The 16,012-nt window shown below is 31.9% G+C and carries 16 protein-coding genes and 1 other RNA gene; 13 read left to right on the top strand and 4 right to left on the bottom strand.

Annotated elements, in window-relative coordinates; all coding sequences use genetic code 11:
* Positions 1-104: 104 nt before the first annotated feature.
* Positions 105-1,100, bottom strand: a complete 996-nt coding sequence (gene spoIVB, locus E5Z56_RS11140; protein WP_138157851.1) for a SpoIVB peptidase — start codon at positions 1,098-1,100, stop codon at positions 105-107.
* A gap of 158 nt (positions 1,101-1,258) precedes the next feature.
* Between spoIVB and E5Z56_RS11135 the strand changes: the two genes are divergently transcribed.
* Positions 1,259-3,568: an HAD-IC family P-type ATPase gene (locus tag E5Z56_RS11135; protein ID WP_138157850.1), complete on the top strand. Its 2,310-nt coding sequence runs from the start codon at positions 1,259-1,261 to the stop codon at positions 3,566-3,568.
* A gap of 111 nt (positions 3,569-3,679) precedes the next feature.
* The gene (locus E5Z56_RS11130) at positions 3,680-5,014 is read left to right on the top strand and encodes a CCA tRNA nucleotidyltransferase (RefSeq protein WP_175405486.1); all 1,335 of its coding nucleotides are present in this window, start codon (positions 3,680-3,682) and stop codon (positions 5,012-5,014) included.
* A 63-nt stretch (positions 5,015-5,077) separates the two neighbouring features.
* Here the strand turns inward: E5Z56_RS11130 and E5Z56_RS11125 are convergent, their stop codons facing one another.
* Positions 5,078-6,250 (bottom strand): NAD(P)-dependent malic enzyme, encoded by a 1,173-nt coding sequence (locus tag E5Z56_RS11125; RefSeq protein ID WP_138157848.1) that lies wholly within the window; start codon positions 6,248-6,250, stop codon positions 5,078-5,080.
* A 99-nt stretch (positions 6,251-6,349) separates the two neighbouring features.
* On the opposite strand from E5Z56_RS11125, the gene rnpB reads away from it, so the two are divergent.
* From rnpB to E5Z56_RS11095, 6 genes are all read left to right on the top strand, one after another.
* An RNA gene (gene rnpB / locus E5Z56_RS11120) (RNase P RNA component class A) lies at positions 6,350-6,692 on the top strand.
* 294 nt (positions 6,693-6,986) lie between these two features.
* The gene (locus E5Z56_RS11115) at positions 6,987-7,232 is read left to right on the top strand and encodes a helix-turn-helix domain-containing protein (protein ID WP_022506382.1); all 246 of its coding nucleotides are present in this window, start codon (positions 6,987-6,989) and stop codon (positions 7,230-7,232) included.
* 115 nt (positions 7,233-7,347) lie between these two features.
* Positions 7,348-8,736 carry a UDP-N-acetylmuramoyl-L-alanine--D-glutamate ligase gene (gene murD / locus E5Z56_RS11110; protein WP_138157847.1) on the top strand — a complete coding sequence of 463 codons (1,389 nt, stop codon included), beginning with the start codon at positions 7,348-7,350 and terminating at the stop codon, positions 8,734-8,736.
* Positions 8,733-9,482, top strand: a complete 750-nt coding sequence (locus E5Z56_RS11105; protein WP_138157846.1) for a GNAT family N-acetyltransferase — start codon at positions 8,733-8,735, stop codon at positions 9,480-9,482. The genes murD and E5Z56_RS11105 overlap by 4 nt, the downstream gene beginning before the upstream one ends.
* Complete coding sequence (locus E5Z56_RS11100) at positions 9,479-10,732, top strand: methionine gamma-lyase family protein (RefSeq protein ID WP_138157845.1); 1,254 nt, start codon at positions 9,479-9,481, stop codon at positions 10,730-10,732. The genes E5Z56_RS11105 and E5Z56_RS11100 overlap by 4 nt, the downstream gene beginning before the upstream one ends.
* Position 10,733: 1 nt before the next feature.
* The gene (locus E5Z56_RS11095; RefSeq protein WP_138157844.1) at positions 10,734-11,090 is read left to right on the top strand and encodes an MmcQ/YjbR family DNA-binding protein; all 357 of its coding nucleotides are present in this window, start codon (positions 10,734-10,736) and stop codon (positions 11,088-11,090) included.
* 42 nt (positions 11,091-11,132) lie between these two features.
* Here E5Z56_RS11095 and E5Z56_RS11090 read toward each other — a convergent pair whose 3' ends face one another.
* The gene (locus E5Z56_RS11090; RefSeq protein WP_138157843.1) at positions 11,133-11,588 is read right to left on the bottom strand and encodes a nucleoside deaminase; all 456 of its coding nucleotides are present in this window, start codon (positions 11,586-11,588) and stop codon (positions 11,133-11,135) included.
* A gap of 2 nt (positions 11,589-11,590) precedes the next feature.
* Positions 11,591-12,535 carry a CPBP family intramembrane glutamic endopeptidase gene (locus E5Z56_RS11085; RefSeq protein WP_175405485.1) on the bottom strand — a complete coding sequence of 315 codons (945 nt, stop codon included), beginning with the start codon at positions 12,533-12,535 and terminating at the stop codon, positions 11,591-11,593.
* Positions 12,536-12,837: 302 nt separating this feature from the next.
* Between E5Z56_RS11085 and infC the strand changes: the two genes are divergently transcribed.
* From infC to dprA, 5 genes are all read left to right on the top strand, one after another.
* Complete coding sequence (gene infC / locus E5Z56_RS11080; protein ID WP_211147551.1) at positions 12,838-13,356, top strand: translation initiation factor IF-3; 519 nt, start codon at positions 12,838-12,840, stop codon at positions 13,354-13,356.
* A gap of 21 nt (positions 13,357-13,377) precedes the next feature.
* Complete coding sequence (gene rpmI, locus E5Z56_RS11075) at positions 13,378-13,575, top strand: 50S ribosomal protein L35 (RefSeq protein ID WP_138157841.1); 198 nt, start codon at positions 13,378-13,380, stop codon at positions 13,573-13,575.
* A 45-nt stretch (positions 13,576-13,620) separates the two neighbouring features.
* Complete coding sequence (gene rplT, locus E5Z56_RS11070) at positions 13,621-13,971, top strand: 50S ribosomal protein L20 (RefSeq protein ID WP_022506391.1); 351 nt, start codon at positions 13,621-13,623, stop codon at positions 13,969-13,971.
* A gap of 62 nt (positions 13,972-14,033) precedes the next feature.
* Positions 14,034-14,828 (top strand): TrmH family RNA methyltransferase, encoded by a 795-nt coding sequence (locus E5Z56_RS11065; protein ID WP_138157840.1) that lies wholly within the window; start codon positions 14,034-14,036, stop codon positions 14,826-14,828.
* Positions 14,821-16,002 carry a DNA-processing protein DprA gene (gene dprA, locus E5Z56_RS11060; protein ID WP_138157839.1) on the top strand — a complete coding sequence of 394 codons (1,182 nt, stop codon included), beginning with the start codon at positions 14,821-14,823 and terminating at the stop codon, positions 16,000-16,002. Before E5Z56_RS11065 ends, dprA begins: the two co-directional genes overlap by 8 nt.
* Positions 16,003-16,012: the final 10 nt, after the last annotated feature.

The following is a 16,012-nucleotide window of genomic DNA, read 5'->3' as shown; positions in this document are numbered from 1 at the left end:
ACTTAAATTTTTTTCAAAAAATTAATTTAAATCTCAACATATTGTGCCACTACTACTCACTATATTACAAAATACCCCAATAATATGCCATTTCTACAATTTTTTTATTTTGACTCTTCTATCATAGTTTCAGCAAGAATACCATAACCTTTTTCAGGATTATTGACAAATACATGGGTAACAGCACCAACAAGCTTACCATCTTGTATTATAGGTGAACCACTCATACCCTGAACAATGCCACCTGTTTTTTTCAGCAACTCTTTGTCTGTGACTTCAATTGTAATTTCTTTCATTTTGTCAAAGAAGAAGTGACATTCAGGTTTAATGTTTACTTTGTAGAATTTAGGATTATAACCCTCAACAGTTGTGTAAATATAAGCAGTTCCTTTTTTAACTTCTTCCTTCGTAGCAACTTTATATTCTTTGTAGGAAGTTTCTATTTCTTTATTACAGAACAGTCCATATTCTGAATTATAATAAGCCTTACCGATTTCATCATCTAAGAAATATCCGTTAAGTCCACCGGCATAACCACTTTTTGCTTTATCAACACTTTGAATAATTGCAGGACAAATGTCACCTTCAGCCATAGGTAATAGGTTAGTTGATTCTTTGTCACAGATACCATGACCTAAACAAGCAAAGGTATTATTGCTCTCATCATAGTATGTTATAGTACCTATACCGGCACAACTGTCTTTTATCCAAATACCTACTGTATAATTACCATTGTGATTTTCAGGTTTAATGTTTAAGTCAATAATTTCATAATCTCTGTTAATTGTAAATTTAATTGTTCGATTTTTATATTCTTCAATTTTATTCCTTACAACTTCATTATCCTTAACTTTCTCATTATTAATACCTATTATAATGTCATTAACTCTCATACCTGCTTTATCAGCAGGAGAATTTTCTCTTACTTTAGTTACTAAAGCACCCTCTGAATAAAATTTAATTCCAAAAGGTTGTCCACCGATTTGTACTGTTTTATTTTTTAAGTCACTACTTGTTGCAATAGCATTTGATGGATTTATAGTATTATATACTCCTAATATAGCCACAATAGCTATTATAAAAGAAATAACTTTTTTCATAACCTCACCTTTATTTATATGTCATACTATTATTTTTTCTTGTTTTATAGTATAATAGTTTGGAAATAGTATTGATAAAATATTATTTTGGTAGTATTATTTTTTTAGTGCTGATTTTCAGTACAGAGGTTCCAAATTTTTTATTTAATGGGTGCTATATGAGTGAAGAAAAAATTTTTACAGGTTTAACTACCCAAGAAGTTGAGAAGAGAGTTTCAGAGGGTAAGGTTAATGTTGATACCTCAAAACCGGAAAAAACCTTAGGAAATATTTTATTTAAAAATATTTGTACATTATTTAACTTATTGAATGTTGTTCTTGCCTTAGCAGTTTTTCTTGTTGGTTCATACAAGAATATGCTTTTTATCGGGGTTGTATTTTTCAATACAATAATCGGTATTGTGCAAGAAATTCGTAGCAAAAAAGCAGTTGATAAACTGTCTATTATTTCCGGTAACAATTCAAAGGTTATCAGAAACGGTGAAACAATAGATATTAATAATGAAGATATTGTTCTTGATGATTTACTTTCATTAAGCAGAGGTAACCAAATTCCAACTGACTGTGTTGTAGTTGACGGTGAGTGCTTTGTAAATGAAAGTATGCTTACCGGTGAAAGTGAATTAATTAGGAAAAAAGTTGGGGATAAGCTAATGTCCGGTAGCTTTATCAACTCAGGACAATGTATCTCAAAGGTTGTTGCAGTAGGCGACGATAATTATGCAGCAAAACTAAATAATTCAGCTAAGTATTACAAAGAAAACAATTCTGAAATTTTCAGAACTATTAAAAAAATTATTAAAGTAGTAACTTGTATTTTAGTTCCTTTAGGTACAATACTATTTTTACATCAGTTGTTATTCCTAAATGTTACACTTGAAAATGCAGTTGTTAAAACAGTAGCAGCACTTATAGGTATGATTCCTGAGGGTCTTGTGCTTTTGACAAGTACAGTTCTTGCAGTTTCTGTTATAAGACTTTCTAAGAAAAATGTTCTTGTTCAAGACCTTTATTGTATTGAAACACTTGCAAGAGTAGATACACTTTGTCTAGACAAAACAGGTACACTGACTTGTGATGAAATGATTGTTGAGGATATTATTCCCCTAAGTGACTATACTTATGATGATGTGCTAAATATTCTTTCTGATTTTGCAAATAATAGCATTGACTACAACAGTACAATGAATGCAGTTAGAGATAAAATTGATGGTTACCATTATGAAAAAGCAGTTTCAGTAGAAGCCTTTTCTTCCGAAAAGAAATGTTCTTCTGTTACTTTTAGTGATAGGAAGATTCTCTGTGGTGCAGGTGAATTTATCCTTAATGAAGATGAAAATGATATTCTAACTGATATTAAGGAATACGAAAATAACTACAGAGTACTAACCTTTGTAATGATTAAAGGTGATACAAGAACACCTATTTGTAATGTTTTATTGAGAGATAAACTTCGAGAAAATGCAAAAGAAACTTTAAAGTATTTCAAAAAACAAGGTGTTAATATTAAGATTATTTCAGGTGACTCAGTAAACACAATTGTAAATATAGCTAGAACTTTTAATATTGACAACTATGATAAAGCAATAGACTGTAGCACCTTAAAAACTGATGAAGATATTAAAAAGGCATCAGAAGAATATACAATCTTTGGCAGAGTAACACCACAACAAAAAGAAAAGTTGATTTCATCAATTCACGATAATGGTCATTCAGTAGCTATGACAGGTGATGGTGTAAATGATGTATTAGCACTTAAAAAGGCCGATTGTTCAGTTGCAATGGCATCAGGTAGTGAGGCTGCTAAGTGTGTATCACAAATTGTACTTGCTGATAATGACTTTTCTTCAATGCCACATATTGTTGCAGAAGGTAGAAGAACAATTCAGAATATCCAGAGAAGTTCATCACTGTTTTTAGTTAAAAATATTTTTTCAATTTTACTTTCTGTTTTAGTTATTATTTTTGGTATGTCCTATCCATTCCAATCAATTCAACTTTCGTTTGTCGGAGGACTTACCATCGGTATTCCATCATTTATATTAGCTATGGAATACAACAATAACAGAATTACAGGAAACTTCTTTGTAAATATAATCTGTGGTGCAATACCTGCCGGTTTAACGGTAACTTTAAATTATATATTGGTTATGACTTTAGGTTATCATCTTGGCTTTAATACCCAAACACTTGAAACCATTTGTATTATGGTAACTGCATTTGCTTTGTTTGCACTAGTAGTAAAGATTTCTTTACCGTTTAATAAACTAAGACTATCACTATCAATTTTCATTTTTGTTTGCTTAGTTTTAGGTTTCTTGTTTGGTGGCAAAATTTTAGGCACAGTACCACTAAATCATAATTCTTCTATGTTCTTATTATGTTCATTTGCTTTTACAATAATAGTATTTATTATTCTTACTTTCATTACAAATGCTATTAAGAAAAAGATAGTTGACAAAAATTAATATATAACAAGATAGCACAACATGAAGTTGTGCTATTTTTGACTTAAATTTAACTTTTTTATACATAATTAATGTGGTATAATAAATATAAAAATAATTGAGATGATATATATGAATTTTACTTTACCTAAAAATGTTTTAAATATAATTGCTAAAATGGAGTCAAATGGTTTTCAATGTTATACGGTAGGTGGCTGTGTAAGGGATATGTTACTTGGTTTAACACCTAAAGATTATGACTTAACCACAAATGCAAAACCGGATGAAATTATTTCAATATTCAAAGATTACAAAATTATTGATGCCGGAATAAAGCATGGCACAGTTGCAGTAATAATTGATAATGAAGTTTATGAAATTACAACCTATAGAATTGATGGAGATTATGAAGATAATCGACATCCTAAGAATGTTGAGTTCACCACTTCACTAAAAGAAGACTTAGCAAGAAGAGATTTTACAGTAAATGCTATGGCATATAACCCAAGTGAAGGTGTAATTGATTATTTTAACGGTCAAGAAGATTTAAAGTATAAAGCTATTAGATGTGTTGGTGAACCGGATAAAAGATTTAAGGAAGATGCACTGAGAATTTTAAGAGCATTAAGGTTTGCATCAACTTATAACTTTTCAGTAGAATTTAATACATATAATGCAATTGCAAAGAATAAAGAACTATTAAATAATATTTCTAAAGAAAGAATTGCAACAGAACTTGTAAAAACTTTGTGTGGCGAAAACTGTAGTTATATTCTTAGAAGATTTAAAGATGTATTTGCAGTAATTATTCCTGAAATTTCTACAGTGTTTCATTATGACCAAAACACACCACACCATAACAAAACTTTATGGAAACATACAGTTTCTTGCGTCAAGCATATTGACAACGACCCAATCTTAAGAATGACAATGCTACTTCACGATATAGGTAAACCTATGTCAGAAAATAAAGACGAAAATGGTGTTTCTCATTTTAGAGGTCACGAAAAGACAGGTGCAGGTATTGCAAAGATAATTTTGGAAAGACTTCGTTATCCAAAAGATTTTACTGAAACTGTGGTTAATTTAATTTCAATTCACGATTTAAGAATTCAGCCTGATAGAATTATAATTAAAAAAGTCCTAAAAAATATCGGTTCAGATAATTTTTCAATGCTTATGAAAATTCAAATGGCTGATGTACTTTCTCAGTCATCATACCATCAGCAAGAAAAAATTGATAAACTGAATAAAGTTAATAGTATCTTTCTTGATATTATGGCTAATGATGAATGTTTTAGCTTAAAGTATCTTAAGGTCAATGGTTCAGACCTTATGGGTTGTGGAATGTCAAAAGGCAAAATAATAGGGGATACACTTAATCTTTTACTTAATAAAGTTATTGAAAATACTTTAGTTAACGATAAAGAAACTTTACTCCAATATGTCAGAAAAAATGTAATATAAATAAGAAAAAGGAGATGCATTAGCATCTCCTAAATTTTTGCCTATTTAAATTGTAACAGATAATTAAATCTGACTTACACCTGTTTCCTTAGCAGCCGTAATAACAGCCTCAGCAACAGCCTTACCGATTCTCTTATCAAATGCTTCCGGTAAAATGTATTCAGCATTTAGTTCATCATCAGAAATTAGGTTTGCAATAGCATAAGATGCAGCAACTTTCATTTCTTCATTGATTTCTTTTGCTCTACAATCCAAAGCACCTCTAAAGATACCTGGGAAAGCAAGTACATTGTTAATCTGATTAGGAAAGTCACTTCTACCTGTACCTACTACAGCAGCACCTGCATTCTTAGCCTTATCAGGCATAATTTCAGGTGTAGGGTTAGCCATAGAGAAGATAATAGGGTCATTAGCCATACTCTTTACCATTTCTTCGGAAACAATGTTAGGAGCACTTACACCGATAAATACATCAGCATTTTTCATTGCATCAGCTAGATTACCTGTCTTTTTACTTCTGTTAGTAACCTTTGCAATTTCCTTATGTGCATCTTTAAGAGTATCATCATCTTCACAAAGAATACCGTTAATATCACACATTGTAACATTCTTAAAACCAATGTTTAGCAGATGCTTACAAATAGCAATACCGGCTGAACCTGCACCGTTAATTACAACCTGTACATCTTCAACATTTTTCTTAACTACCTTTAGTGCGTTAAGTAAACCGGCTGCAACAATAATAGCAGTACCGTGTTGGTCATCATGGAATACAGGAATGTCACATTTTTCTTTTAACTTCTTTTCAATTTCAAAGCATCTTGGTGCTGCAATATCTTCAAGATTAATGCCACCAAAGCTACCACTGATAAGATAAACTGTATTTACAAATTCATCAACATCTTTAGTTCTAACACAAATAGGAAAGGCATCAACATCAGCAAATTCCTTGAATAATGCACATTTACCTTCCATAACAGGCATACCGGCCTCAGGACCAATGTCACCTAGACCTAAGATAGCAGAACCGTCAGTAACTACTGCAACAAGGTTATTTCTTCTTGTTAGTTCAAATGACTTGTTGTAGTCCTTATTAATTTCAAGGCAAGGTTCAGCAACACCGGGAGTATAGGCCAGTGACAAATCTTTGCTACTATTAACCTTAACTCTGGAAACAACTTCGATTTTGCCGTTCCATTCATAATGCTTTTGTAAAGATTCTTGTCTAATATCCATATTGTAATCCTCCATAAAAATCTTATTATATTATACAACTTATTATAAATTCATTCAATATGTTTGACAAAATATTATTTTTCTATTAAAATATAGTAGCAACTAGATTGAATAGCTACGGTTAGAAGCGAAAGCGACTATCCGAGGAAAGTCCGAGCTCCATAGAGCAATAATAACGGCTAACAGCCGCCGGGGGTGACCCTAGGGATAGTGCAACAGAAAATTACCGCCACTTATGTGGTAAGGATGGAAAGGCGAGGTAAGAGCTCACCGGTAATATGGAGACATATTAGCCGTGTAAACCCTATTTGGAGCAACACCGTGGAGGGACATAATGCTTGCTCGGCAGTCCCGGGGAGGTGGCGTTGAGCAGTTGTGGTAACACACTGCCAAGATAGATGGCTATTCACGACAGAACTCGGCTTATAGATTTGGTTGCTAAGGGTCATTACGACCCTTATTTTTTTACTATTTATATTTCTTTTAAATAATTTTCTATAAGAAAATTACAAAAATATTACAAAATATCACTATCTTGTAATATAATTCGATAAAAAGTATCAATTTTTTAAATTTATTTACAAAAAGGTCTTGTTTTTTTTCTTTTATAGTATTATAATATGTTCATAATGAATTTAAAGAATTTTTTTAAAGAATATTTTAAAAGAATTATTTATTAGAATTATTCAAAAGAATTACTTTAAAGAAAAATAATTATGTAAATGGGGAGAATATTATGAGGCTAAGAAAACAAAACTTAGGCGACAGAAACCTAATTGGTGCTCGTGTTGAATCTGCAAGAAAAAAGAAGGGAATGAAGCAAAAGGAACTTCTTGCACAGTTGCAGGTCAATGGCGTTGATATGAATGCATCAGGTCTTTCTAAGCTGGAAGGTCAAATCCGTTATGTAACAGATATTGAACTTGTTGCATTAGCAGATATTTTGGAAACTTCTGTTGACTCACTTCTTGGCAGAGAATAATTTTAAGTAGAACGGTGACTTTGTCACCGTTTTTTTGCGTTATTTGCATAAAATAATTGAAATTTTCTTTACATTTGGTATAATAATATAGTATGTATTTAGGAGGTTGAACCTTATGACAAAAATTGATAACTTTTTTGAAAGTATAAAGGATAAGAAAGTAGCATTTTGTGGACTTGGTATCAGTAACTTTCCTGTTATGGAAATGTTCGTAAACAAGGGCATTGATGTTACTGCTTGTGATAGAAGAAATTTTGAGGACCTAGGTGATAACGCTAAGAAAGCAGAAGAACTTGGTGTTAAACTTTCTTTAGGTGATAATTACCTAAAGAACCTTGATGTTGATATTGTTTTCAGAACACCGGGTATGAAGTATTATATGGATGAACTTGTTGAAATGCGTAATCGTGGTGTTGTTGTAACTTCAGAAATGGAACTTTTCTTTGAACTTGCCAACTGTCATATTATTGCAGTTACAGGTTCTGATGGTAAGACAACTACAACTTCTATTGTTTCAGAATTTCTAAAGGCTGCCGGTAAAAAGGTATTTTTAGGTGGTAATATTGGTAAGCCACTTTTACCTGAAATTGAAAGTATTACTAAGGATGATTATGCAGTTGTTGAACTTTCTTCATTCCAGCTAATCTCAATGAAAGAAAGTCCTGAAATTGCTATTGTAACAAATGTTTCACCAAATCACCTTGATATACATAAGGATATGCAAGAATATGTTGATGCTAAGAAGAACATTCTTCTTCATCAAAATGCTTTCTCTAAGACTGTTCTAAACCTTGATAATGAAATTTCAAATTCATTCTCAAGTGAAGTTCGTGGTCAGCTAGTTAAGTTTAGCAGAAGAAATACAGTTACTAACGGTGCATATCTAAAGGATAACAAGATTGTTTATTCTGATTACGGTAAGGAAACAGAAATCATTGATATTAAAGATATTTTCATTCCCGGTATGCACAATGTAGAGAACTATATGGCTGCTATCTCAGCAGTATGGGGCATTGTTGATGTTGATACTATTGTGAAAGTAGCAAAGACTTTCCAAGGTGTAGAACATAGAGCAGAATTTGTAAGAGAGTTTAATGGTGTTAAGTACTATAATGATTCTATTGCATCCAGTCCTACAAGAACTGCATCAGGTACACTTTCTCTATATGATGAAAAGATTATTATTATTGCCGGTGGCTATGACAAGAACCTTAACTATGATGAACTAGGTGAAGTTATTTGTAAGAAAGTTAAAATTCTTATTTTAATGGGCAATACTGCCGATAAGATTGAAACTTCAACTAAGAAAGCTCCTAGCTATAGTGAGGGTAACCCTGTAATTTATCGTGTATCTAATATGGAAGAAGCAGTTAAAAAGGCTTCTGAAGTAGCAGTTAAGGGTGATATTGTTTCTCTATCTCCTGCAAGTGCAAGTTTCGATTTGTACAAGAACTTTATGGAGAGAGGTATTCACTTCAAGAACCTTGTAAAAGAATTGAAATGATAAAATATCTGTCTGATGACACAAAATATAAGAATGTTACAGCTAAGCTAAAAGATAAGGATGTATTTTTCACCAGAATAAATGTATTGTATAAATCTTATGGGCTTAACTGTGACTTTCTTGATATATGGTATCAGTCTTTTAATGAAGATTATGTTTCATTGATTTCAAGGTTAGATAATCAGTTTGTTTTATTTTTAACAGAAAATTCTAACATACAAGAAATTGAAGAATTTCTCAATGTGTTAGGGTTTTCTCATCTTTTGTTTAATGAAAAATATTCTCTGAATTTTAATTCTTGTAAGTCTGAAATCGGCTTAATTATGAAAAGAGAATTTATTGATAATAATATTAAAGAAAATAACTGCATTTTTACTACCGTTAATGAATATAAAGATGTTTTTAACTTCTTTAATAATTGCAATTCAACTGTTGTAAAAATTGCTGATTACGGATATTTTGCAACTGATTTACATTCTAAGGTTAGAGTGAATTGTAGTAAAATTTATTCACTTAAACTTAATGATAATATTGTTTCTTGTGCAATAATAACAGGTGATGAATATAGTAAAATAATTTCACCAATTGCTACATTACCACAGTATAGAAATAATGATTATGCAAAAAGCCTTTTAAATAATGTAAAAAAAGACAACCTGTGCTTATTTTGTGAAAATAATTTAAAAGAATGTTATACCAAAATGGGTTTTAATATAATAGGAAAATGGAAGGAAATACATAGATGAGTTTTTTTGATTTAGATAGTAAAATTCTAGAACTATCTGAAAAAGCAATGGAAGAGTGCAAAACTCAGTTCCAAGAAATAGAGAGAATACAAGAATATAACCAGAACAAAATGCTAAAGGCATTCCAAACTTGTGGTGTGTCAGAAAGCCACTTTGCCGACAGTACAGGTTATGGCTATAGCGATAGAGGCAGAGAAGTTCTTGATGAAGTATATGCCACTGCATTTGGTGCTGAAGATGCAATAGTGAGACAAAGTTTTCAGTCAGGTACTCACGCATTAACTGTTGCTTTATTTGGTATGCTAAGACCCGGAGATACTATGCTTTCTGTTGTAGGTATTCCTTATGATACAATCAGAAGTGTAATCGGTATTGAGGGTAACTATTCAGGTTCATTAAAGGACTTTGATATTCATTATGATGAAGTACCTTTAAAAGATAATGAAGTTGATTATGATACTTTAGTTGAAAAGCTAAAGTCAAAACCTAAGATGGCTTATATTCAGCGTTCAAGAGGTTATTCTCTAAGAAGAGCATTAACTATTGCAGATATTAAGAAAATTGCTGAAATAGTTAAGAGAGAGTCCCCTGAAACTATTGTTATGGTTGATAACTGCTATGGTGAATTTGTTGAAGAACTAGAGCCAACTCAAGTTGGTGCAGATATTATGGCAGGTTCTTTAATTAAGAATGCCGGTGGTGGTATTGCTCCAACAGGTGGCTATATTGCCGGTAGAAAAGATTTAGTTGAAATTTGTAGTTACAGACTTACAACACCGGGTACAGGTAGAGAATTAGGTGCAACAATCAGCACTAAGAGAGAAATGTTCCTAGGTGCATTTAACTCACCACATATTACAGGTGAAGCTATGAAAACTGCAGTTTTTGCCAGTACACTATTTACATTAATGGGCTACGGTGTATCACCAACTATGAATGAAAAAAGAGGAGATATTGTACAAGCTATTCTTCTTGAAAATGAAGAAAACCTTATTGCTTTTTGTGAGGGTATTCAAGCAGGATCACCGGTAGATAGCTATGTAACACCTGTACCTGATGATTTACCGGGATATGACAGCAAGGTTATTATGGCTGCCGGTACATTTACTTTAGGTTCAAGTATTGAACTTTCTGCTGATGCACCACTTAGAGAACCATTTGCAGTATGGATGCAAGGTTCATTTAACTTCCATTGTGGTAAGACAGGTGTACTTATTGCAGCAGATAGAATTTTAAAGAAAAATAAGTAATATGAATTTTGAAAGTTTAGTTAAATCAATTACAGGAATATTTAGTGAAGAACCTGATAAACCCTTTAAAAATGATAATGTTTCTACTGTTTTTAGGCATAGTAACAATAACAAATGGTTTGCTTTATTAATGAAAATCCCTAAGAATAGATTAGGCGAATATTCTGATAAAATAGTAGATATAGTCAATATTAAGTGTGACCCAATAATGCTAGGCTCACTTTTAGAAGAAAATGGTTTTTATCCGGCATACCATATGAATAAGGAACATTGGATTACAATATGCCTTGATGGTTCTGTTGATGATGAAAAAATACTTTCATTAATTGATATTAGCTATGATTTAACAGTAAAATAAACAGAAAAAAGTCCTTAACAATCAACTCGTTAAGGACTAATTTTATGTTCTTTTGTTTCTCAAATATTTAAAGAATTTATCAAAAAGTTCTAAAGACTCTTTTTCTTTAAAGCCACCTTTGTAAGTAACTTTAAAATTTTCTTTCATATTAAATACATTGATAACAGAACCACAAGCACCATACTTTTTATCATATGCACCAAAATATACATTAGGTATTCTGGCATTAACTATAGCACCGGCACACATAGGACAAGGTTCCATTGTTACATACATTTCACATTGCCAAAGCCTCCAACCTGATAACTCTTTACAAGCATTATCTATTGCAATAACCTCAGCGTGATGAAGTGCATTTTTAGTTTTTTCTCTTGTGTTGTGAGCTTTAGCAATTACAACACCATCTTTAACGATTACTGCACCAACAGGAACTTCGTTTTCTTCTAAAGCTAACTTAGCCTCATTAAGTGCAATATCCATATACTTTTCATTATACATAATTAAAAACCTAATAAAGTAATAAATGCTTCAATAATGAAGAATGAAAGAAGAATTATTGTACCGGGATTAGCAAAAAATTGAACTATTCTATCCTTAGCACCTAAACTCACAATAGATTTATTTCCAAATTTAAAGTTAAGGCCTTTTTTTACAAGCAAAACTATAGAAATAAAGCCTAGTAGTGTAAGTGTAAAAATAACTACCGAAGAAATTACAGAATACAAATTGTCACCAACATAATTAGCTACAATATCAATAAGTACCGATGTACCATTATTAAGAAGATGTAAAACCATAGCCGGTATAATTGAATTTGTCTTTACAACTATAAATCCACAAGCTAAACCTACAATAAATGCAAATGGAATTTGTACAAAGTTACCATGCATAAAACCAAATAGGAGAGATGACATTAAAATTGCAAAGCCATCACCGAATTTTCTAAATGAATTTAAGATAACACCTCTAAACATAAATTCCTCAGTTAAAGCAGGAATAATTGCAATACATATAAAGTAAATAACTTGGTCAAGTGGTGTCTTGGTTGTAAATTCAACACCGGTTGTATTGGTCAATCCAAATATACTTAAATTATTATTTAGTAGGCTAACTGCAATATTTGCAACAGTACAAATTGCATATCCACCTAATACCAATAATAAAGGATTATATTTCTTATTACTGTTAACCGGAATAACTTCACTGAATTTGTAACGAAATAATAAGCAAAATACGAACGGTACAACAAAGAAACCGGCAAATTCTCCTAAACCATTAATAATGTAGTCATAAGAAGAATAACTGTTTTGTATTCCTGTAGTGGTAAGAGAAGTATCTTTGCTAAAAAATGCAATAAACATAAATAGTACAGTAGCTGCAATATTCATAAATATAATTGCAATAAACAACATAAAGGAAAGTTTGTTGCTTTCTTTTCTTATCATTTTTTTCTCTTGATTTATTTGATAATTGTGGTACAATTGTTGTTGAAAAAAGTTATTCATTTTGTCTACCTCGACTTTCGTTAGTATCATATTATCAAATTTCTAATTAATTGTCAAAAAGGTATTGACAAATTAAATGCTTTTATATATAATAATTGAGTAAAAGAAAGAAAGGCAGTTATGCTTTCACCTACGGGGTGCCGTCTGCGTGGGTTAATACTTACAGTTTTTTTACTGATGCGTATTATAGTGGACGGAGTTTATCTGTCCACTTTTTTAATTTATTTTGGAGGTGCTCGACAATCAGCAACAAGAAACTACAGATTAACGAAGAAGTCCGTGATAAGGAAGTAAGACTAATTGGTGCCGAAGGCGAACAGCTAGGTATTATGTCTTCAGAAAAAGCTTTCAATATAGCAATGGAGAGTAACCTTGACTTAGTTAAGATTGCTCCACAGGCAAAGCCACCTGTTTGCAAAGTAATGGACTATGGCAAGTATCGTTTTGAACAAGCTAAAAGGGAAAAAGAAAACAAGAAGAACCAGCGTACTTTTGATATTAAGGAAGTTAGACTTTCACTAAATATTGATGTGCATGACTTCAACACAAAACTTAACAATGCCCTTAAGTTTATTAAGAAAGGCGATAAGGTTAAGGTTTCAATTCGCTTTAGAGGTAGAGAGATGGGTCATCCTGAACAGGGTTATGACACAATGAACCGTTTTGCTAAAGCTTGTGAAGAAGTTGCTGTTATCGAAAAACCAGCAAAACTTGAAGGTAGAAATATGCTAATGTTTCTAGCTCCTAAGCCAAATAAGTAATTTTTAAGGAGGATTTTCATAATGGGAAAGATTAAGACACATAGTGGTGCAAAAAAGAGATTTAAACTTTCTAAGAATGGTAAGGTTATCCGTGCTCATGCTAACAAGCAGCACATTCTTAACAAGAAGAACACAAAGCGTAAGAGAGGTCTAAGACAGACTTGTGTAGCTGATAAGACAAATACAGCTCAGATTAAGAAATTAATCCCTTACAAATAATTAACTTTTTGAATTTAACTTACGAAATAACGGAGGAAATATAGAATGGCTCGTGTAAAAGGCGCGATGATGACTCGCAAAAGAAGAAACAAAACATTAAAGCTTGCTAAGGGTTATTACGGTGCAAAGAGTAAGCACTTTAAGATGGCTAAGCAGGCAGTTATGAAATCTGGTAACTATGCATACATTGGTCGTAAGCAGAAGAAGAGAGATTTCAGAAGACTTTGGATCACAAGAATTTCTGCAGCTTGTAAGCTAAACGGCACAAACTACAGCACATTTATGAATGGTCTTAAGAAGGCTAACATTGACCTTAACAGAAAGATGCTTTCAGAAATTGCTATTTCTGATCCAGCAGCTTTTGCTAGCCTTGTTGAAAAAGTTACAAAAGCTTAAGTGTTATGCGTTTGAGGTTCTTACCTCAAACGCTTTTTACTATCTAAAAAAGAGGTCATTATATGAAGTTTGTTACAAGTAGAGAAAATGGTACTCTAAAGCATATTCATAAATTAGTAAAGCAGAAAAAGTATAGGAACAAGAACAAGCAGTTTGTTGCAGAAGGACTAAGAACTTGCCAAGATGTTTTAATTTCTAATATTCATATTGATGTGCTACTTTGTAGCGAAAATTTCTATACCAGAAATCTTGAATTATGCAATAGACTTGAGTCAATTTCTGATGAATCAATAGTTGTACCTAACAACATTTTCAATGTTTTGTCCGATACAAAGTCACCACAAGGTGTAATGCTTGTACTTAAAACACTTGACAAAACTGATGATATTGATAAAATTGATTATAATGGTAAGTTTGTACTTTTAGACAATGTGCAAAATCCGGACAATATTGCAACAGTATTGCGTTCTGCAGATGCTTTTTCAATTAAAGGTGTATTTATTACAAAAGATTCTTGTGATATTTATAGTCCAAAGGTTGTAAGAGGTAGTATGGGTGCAATTTTCCGTGTACCTTTCTATATTATTAATGACGCAGAAGAATATATTGAATGTGAATTTAATAAGCATGGTAGGTCTTATGCTGCTTGTTTAAAAGATACTGCCAAAACTTTAGGTGATTTTGAGTTCTCTAAGAATGCTCTTGTTGTAATAGGTAACGAAGCTAATGGACTAAGTGAAATGACTATTAATGCTTGTAACTACCAAGTTATTGTACCTATGAAGGGAAAGATTGATTCTCTTAATGCCGGAGTAGCAGCTAGTATAATTATGTGGGAAATGTCAAATAATGAATAATAATCGTTATTGGATATGGCTAAGTTTAGCTCTTGGCTATGATAATCCAAAAGTTAAAAGACTTTACGAAACTGAAGAGTATAGGGATATTTCTGTATTTTATAATGGTCAGGACTTTGAATGGAGATTTTGTGGTATTTTTACCGAAAAGGAAATTAACCACCTAGAAGAAACTCCGATTGAAAAAGCTGATGAAATTATATCTAAATGTGAAAGTTTGGGTTATTCCATTTTTGCAATAGATAATGACAGATACCCTAATTGTTTGCGTAATATAGATACTCCACCTGCAGTTATATATGTTAGTGGATATTTACCAAGAGTTGATAATCTTTTAACTATTGCTATTGTAGGTACAAGAAAAGCTACAACATATGGCAAAAAGGTGGCTTACAGTATTTCTCATAATCTTTCAAAATGTAAGGTAACTATAATTAGTGGTGGTGCAATGGGTGTTGACAGTTCAGCACATACAGGTGCATTAAACGCTGATGGTATTACAATTTGTGTTTTAGGTTGTGGTATCAATTATCCTTACCTTATGAAAAATGAGCCTATGAGAAAGGCTATAACACACAGAGGATGTTTAATTTCAGAATATCCTCCGGATACAGAGCCTTTGCCACATCACTTTTTATCTCGTAACAGAATAATCTCTGCACTTTCAAGAGGTGTTCTTGTTGTTGAAGCAGGGAAGAAAAGTGGTGCATTAGTTACAGCCGATATTGCCGGAAGAGAACAAGGTAAAGATGTTTTTGCTGTAATGGCAAACATCAATAGTGTCTATTCTGTTGGCTCAAACCAACTTATTAAGGATGGTGCTATTCCTGTAACTACTTATCTTGATATTTTAAACTACTATAATGAATTTAATAATTTAGAAGTTTATGAAGATGATGAGTATGATATCCCTGACAGTACAGTGCTGAAAATTCCTGCAAAAAAGTCTAATGTAAAACCCGAAAAAGAGTTTATAAAGGGCCATAGATATGATGTAAACCTTGATGAAAATTCATCAAAGGTTTATTATGCTATCGGAAATGATCCTATACATATAGATGATTTGTCTGATAAATGTAACTTACCGGTATATAAAATTTCCGGAATACTAACAAATCTTGAACTTATGGATTTAATAGTAGTTTTACCGGGCAAACAGTATAAAATAAAGTAACTATCGGAGG

This window comes from Ruminococcus bovis, from assembly GCF_005601135.1.
Lineage (GTDB): Bacteria > Bacillota > Clostridia > Oscillospirales > Acutalibacteraceae > Ruminococcoides > Ruminococcoides bovis.
This window is presented reverse-complemented; position numbering and strand designations above follow the sequence as displayed.

What these genes read in the sequence shown, in the direction of transcription:
- spoIVB (WP_138157851.1), bottom strand. Translation starts at nt 1,100, where the DNA reads ATGAAAAAAGTTATTTCTTTTATAATAGCTATTGTGGCTATATTAGGA.
- E5Z56_RS11135 (WP_138157850.1), top strand. Translation starts at nt 1,259, where the DNA reads ATGAGTGAAGAAAAAATTTTTACAGGTTTAACTACCCAAGAAGTTGAG.
- E5Z56_RS11130 (WP_175405486.1), top strand. Translation starts at nt 3,680, where the DNA reads ATGAATTTTACTTTACCTAAAAATGTTTTAAATATAATTGCTAAAATG.
- E5Z56_RS11125 (WP_138157848.1), bottom strand. Translation starts at nt 6,250, where the DNA reads ATGGATATTAGACAAGAATCTTTACAAAAGCATTATGAATGGAACGGC.
- E5Z56_RS11115 (WP_022506382.1), top strand. Translation starts at nt 6,987, where the DNA reads ATGAGGCTAAGAAAACAAAACTTAGGCGACAGAAACCTAATTGGTGCT.
- murD (WP_138157847.1), top strand. Translation starts at nt 7,348, where the DNA reads ATGACAAAAATTGATAACTTTTTTGAAAGTATAAAGGATAAGAAAGTA.
- E5Z56_RS11105 (WP_138157846.1), top strand. Translation starts at nt 8,733, where the DNA reads ATGATAAAATATCTGTCTGATGACACAAAATATAAGAATGTTACAGCT.
- E5Z56_RS11100 (WP_138157845.1), top strand. Translation starts at nt 9,479, where the DNA reads ATGAGTTTTTTTGATTTAGATAGTAAAATTCTAGAACTATCTGAAAAA.
- E5Z56_RS11095 (WP_138157844.1), top strand. Translation starts at nt 10,734, where the DNA reads ATGAATTTTGAAAGTTTAGTTAAATCAATTACAGGAATATTTAGTGAA.
- E5Z56_RS11090 (WP_138157843.1), bottom strand. Translation starts at nt 11,588, where the DNA reads ATGTATAATGAAAAGTATATGGATATTGCACTTAATGAGGCTAAGTTA.
- E5Z56_RS11085 (WP_175405485.1), bottom strand. Translation starts at nt 12,535, where the DNA reads ATGATAAGAAAAGAAAGCAACAAACTTTCCTTTATGTTGTTTATTGCA.
- rpmI (WP_138157841.1), top strand. Translation starts at nt 13,378, where the DNA reads ATGGGAAAGATTAAGACACATAGTGGTGCAAAAAAGAGATTTAAACTT.
- rplT (WP_022506391.1), top strand. Translation starts at nt 13,621, where the DNA reads ATGGCTCGTGTAAAAGGCGCGATGATGACTCGCAAAAGAAGAAACAAA.
- E5Z56_RS11065 (WP_138157840.1), top strand. Translation starts at nt 14,034, where the DNA reads ATGAAGTTTGTTACAAGTAGAGAAAATGGTACTCTAAAGCATATTCAT.
- dprA (WP_138157839.1), top strand. Translation starts at nt 14,821, where the DNA reads ATGAATAATAATCGTTATTGGATATGGCTAAGTTTAGCTCTTGGCTAT.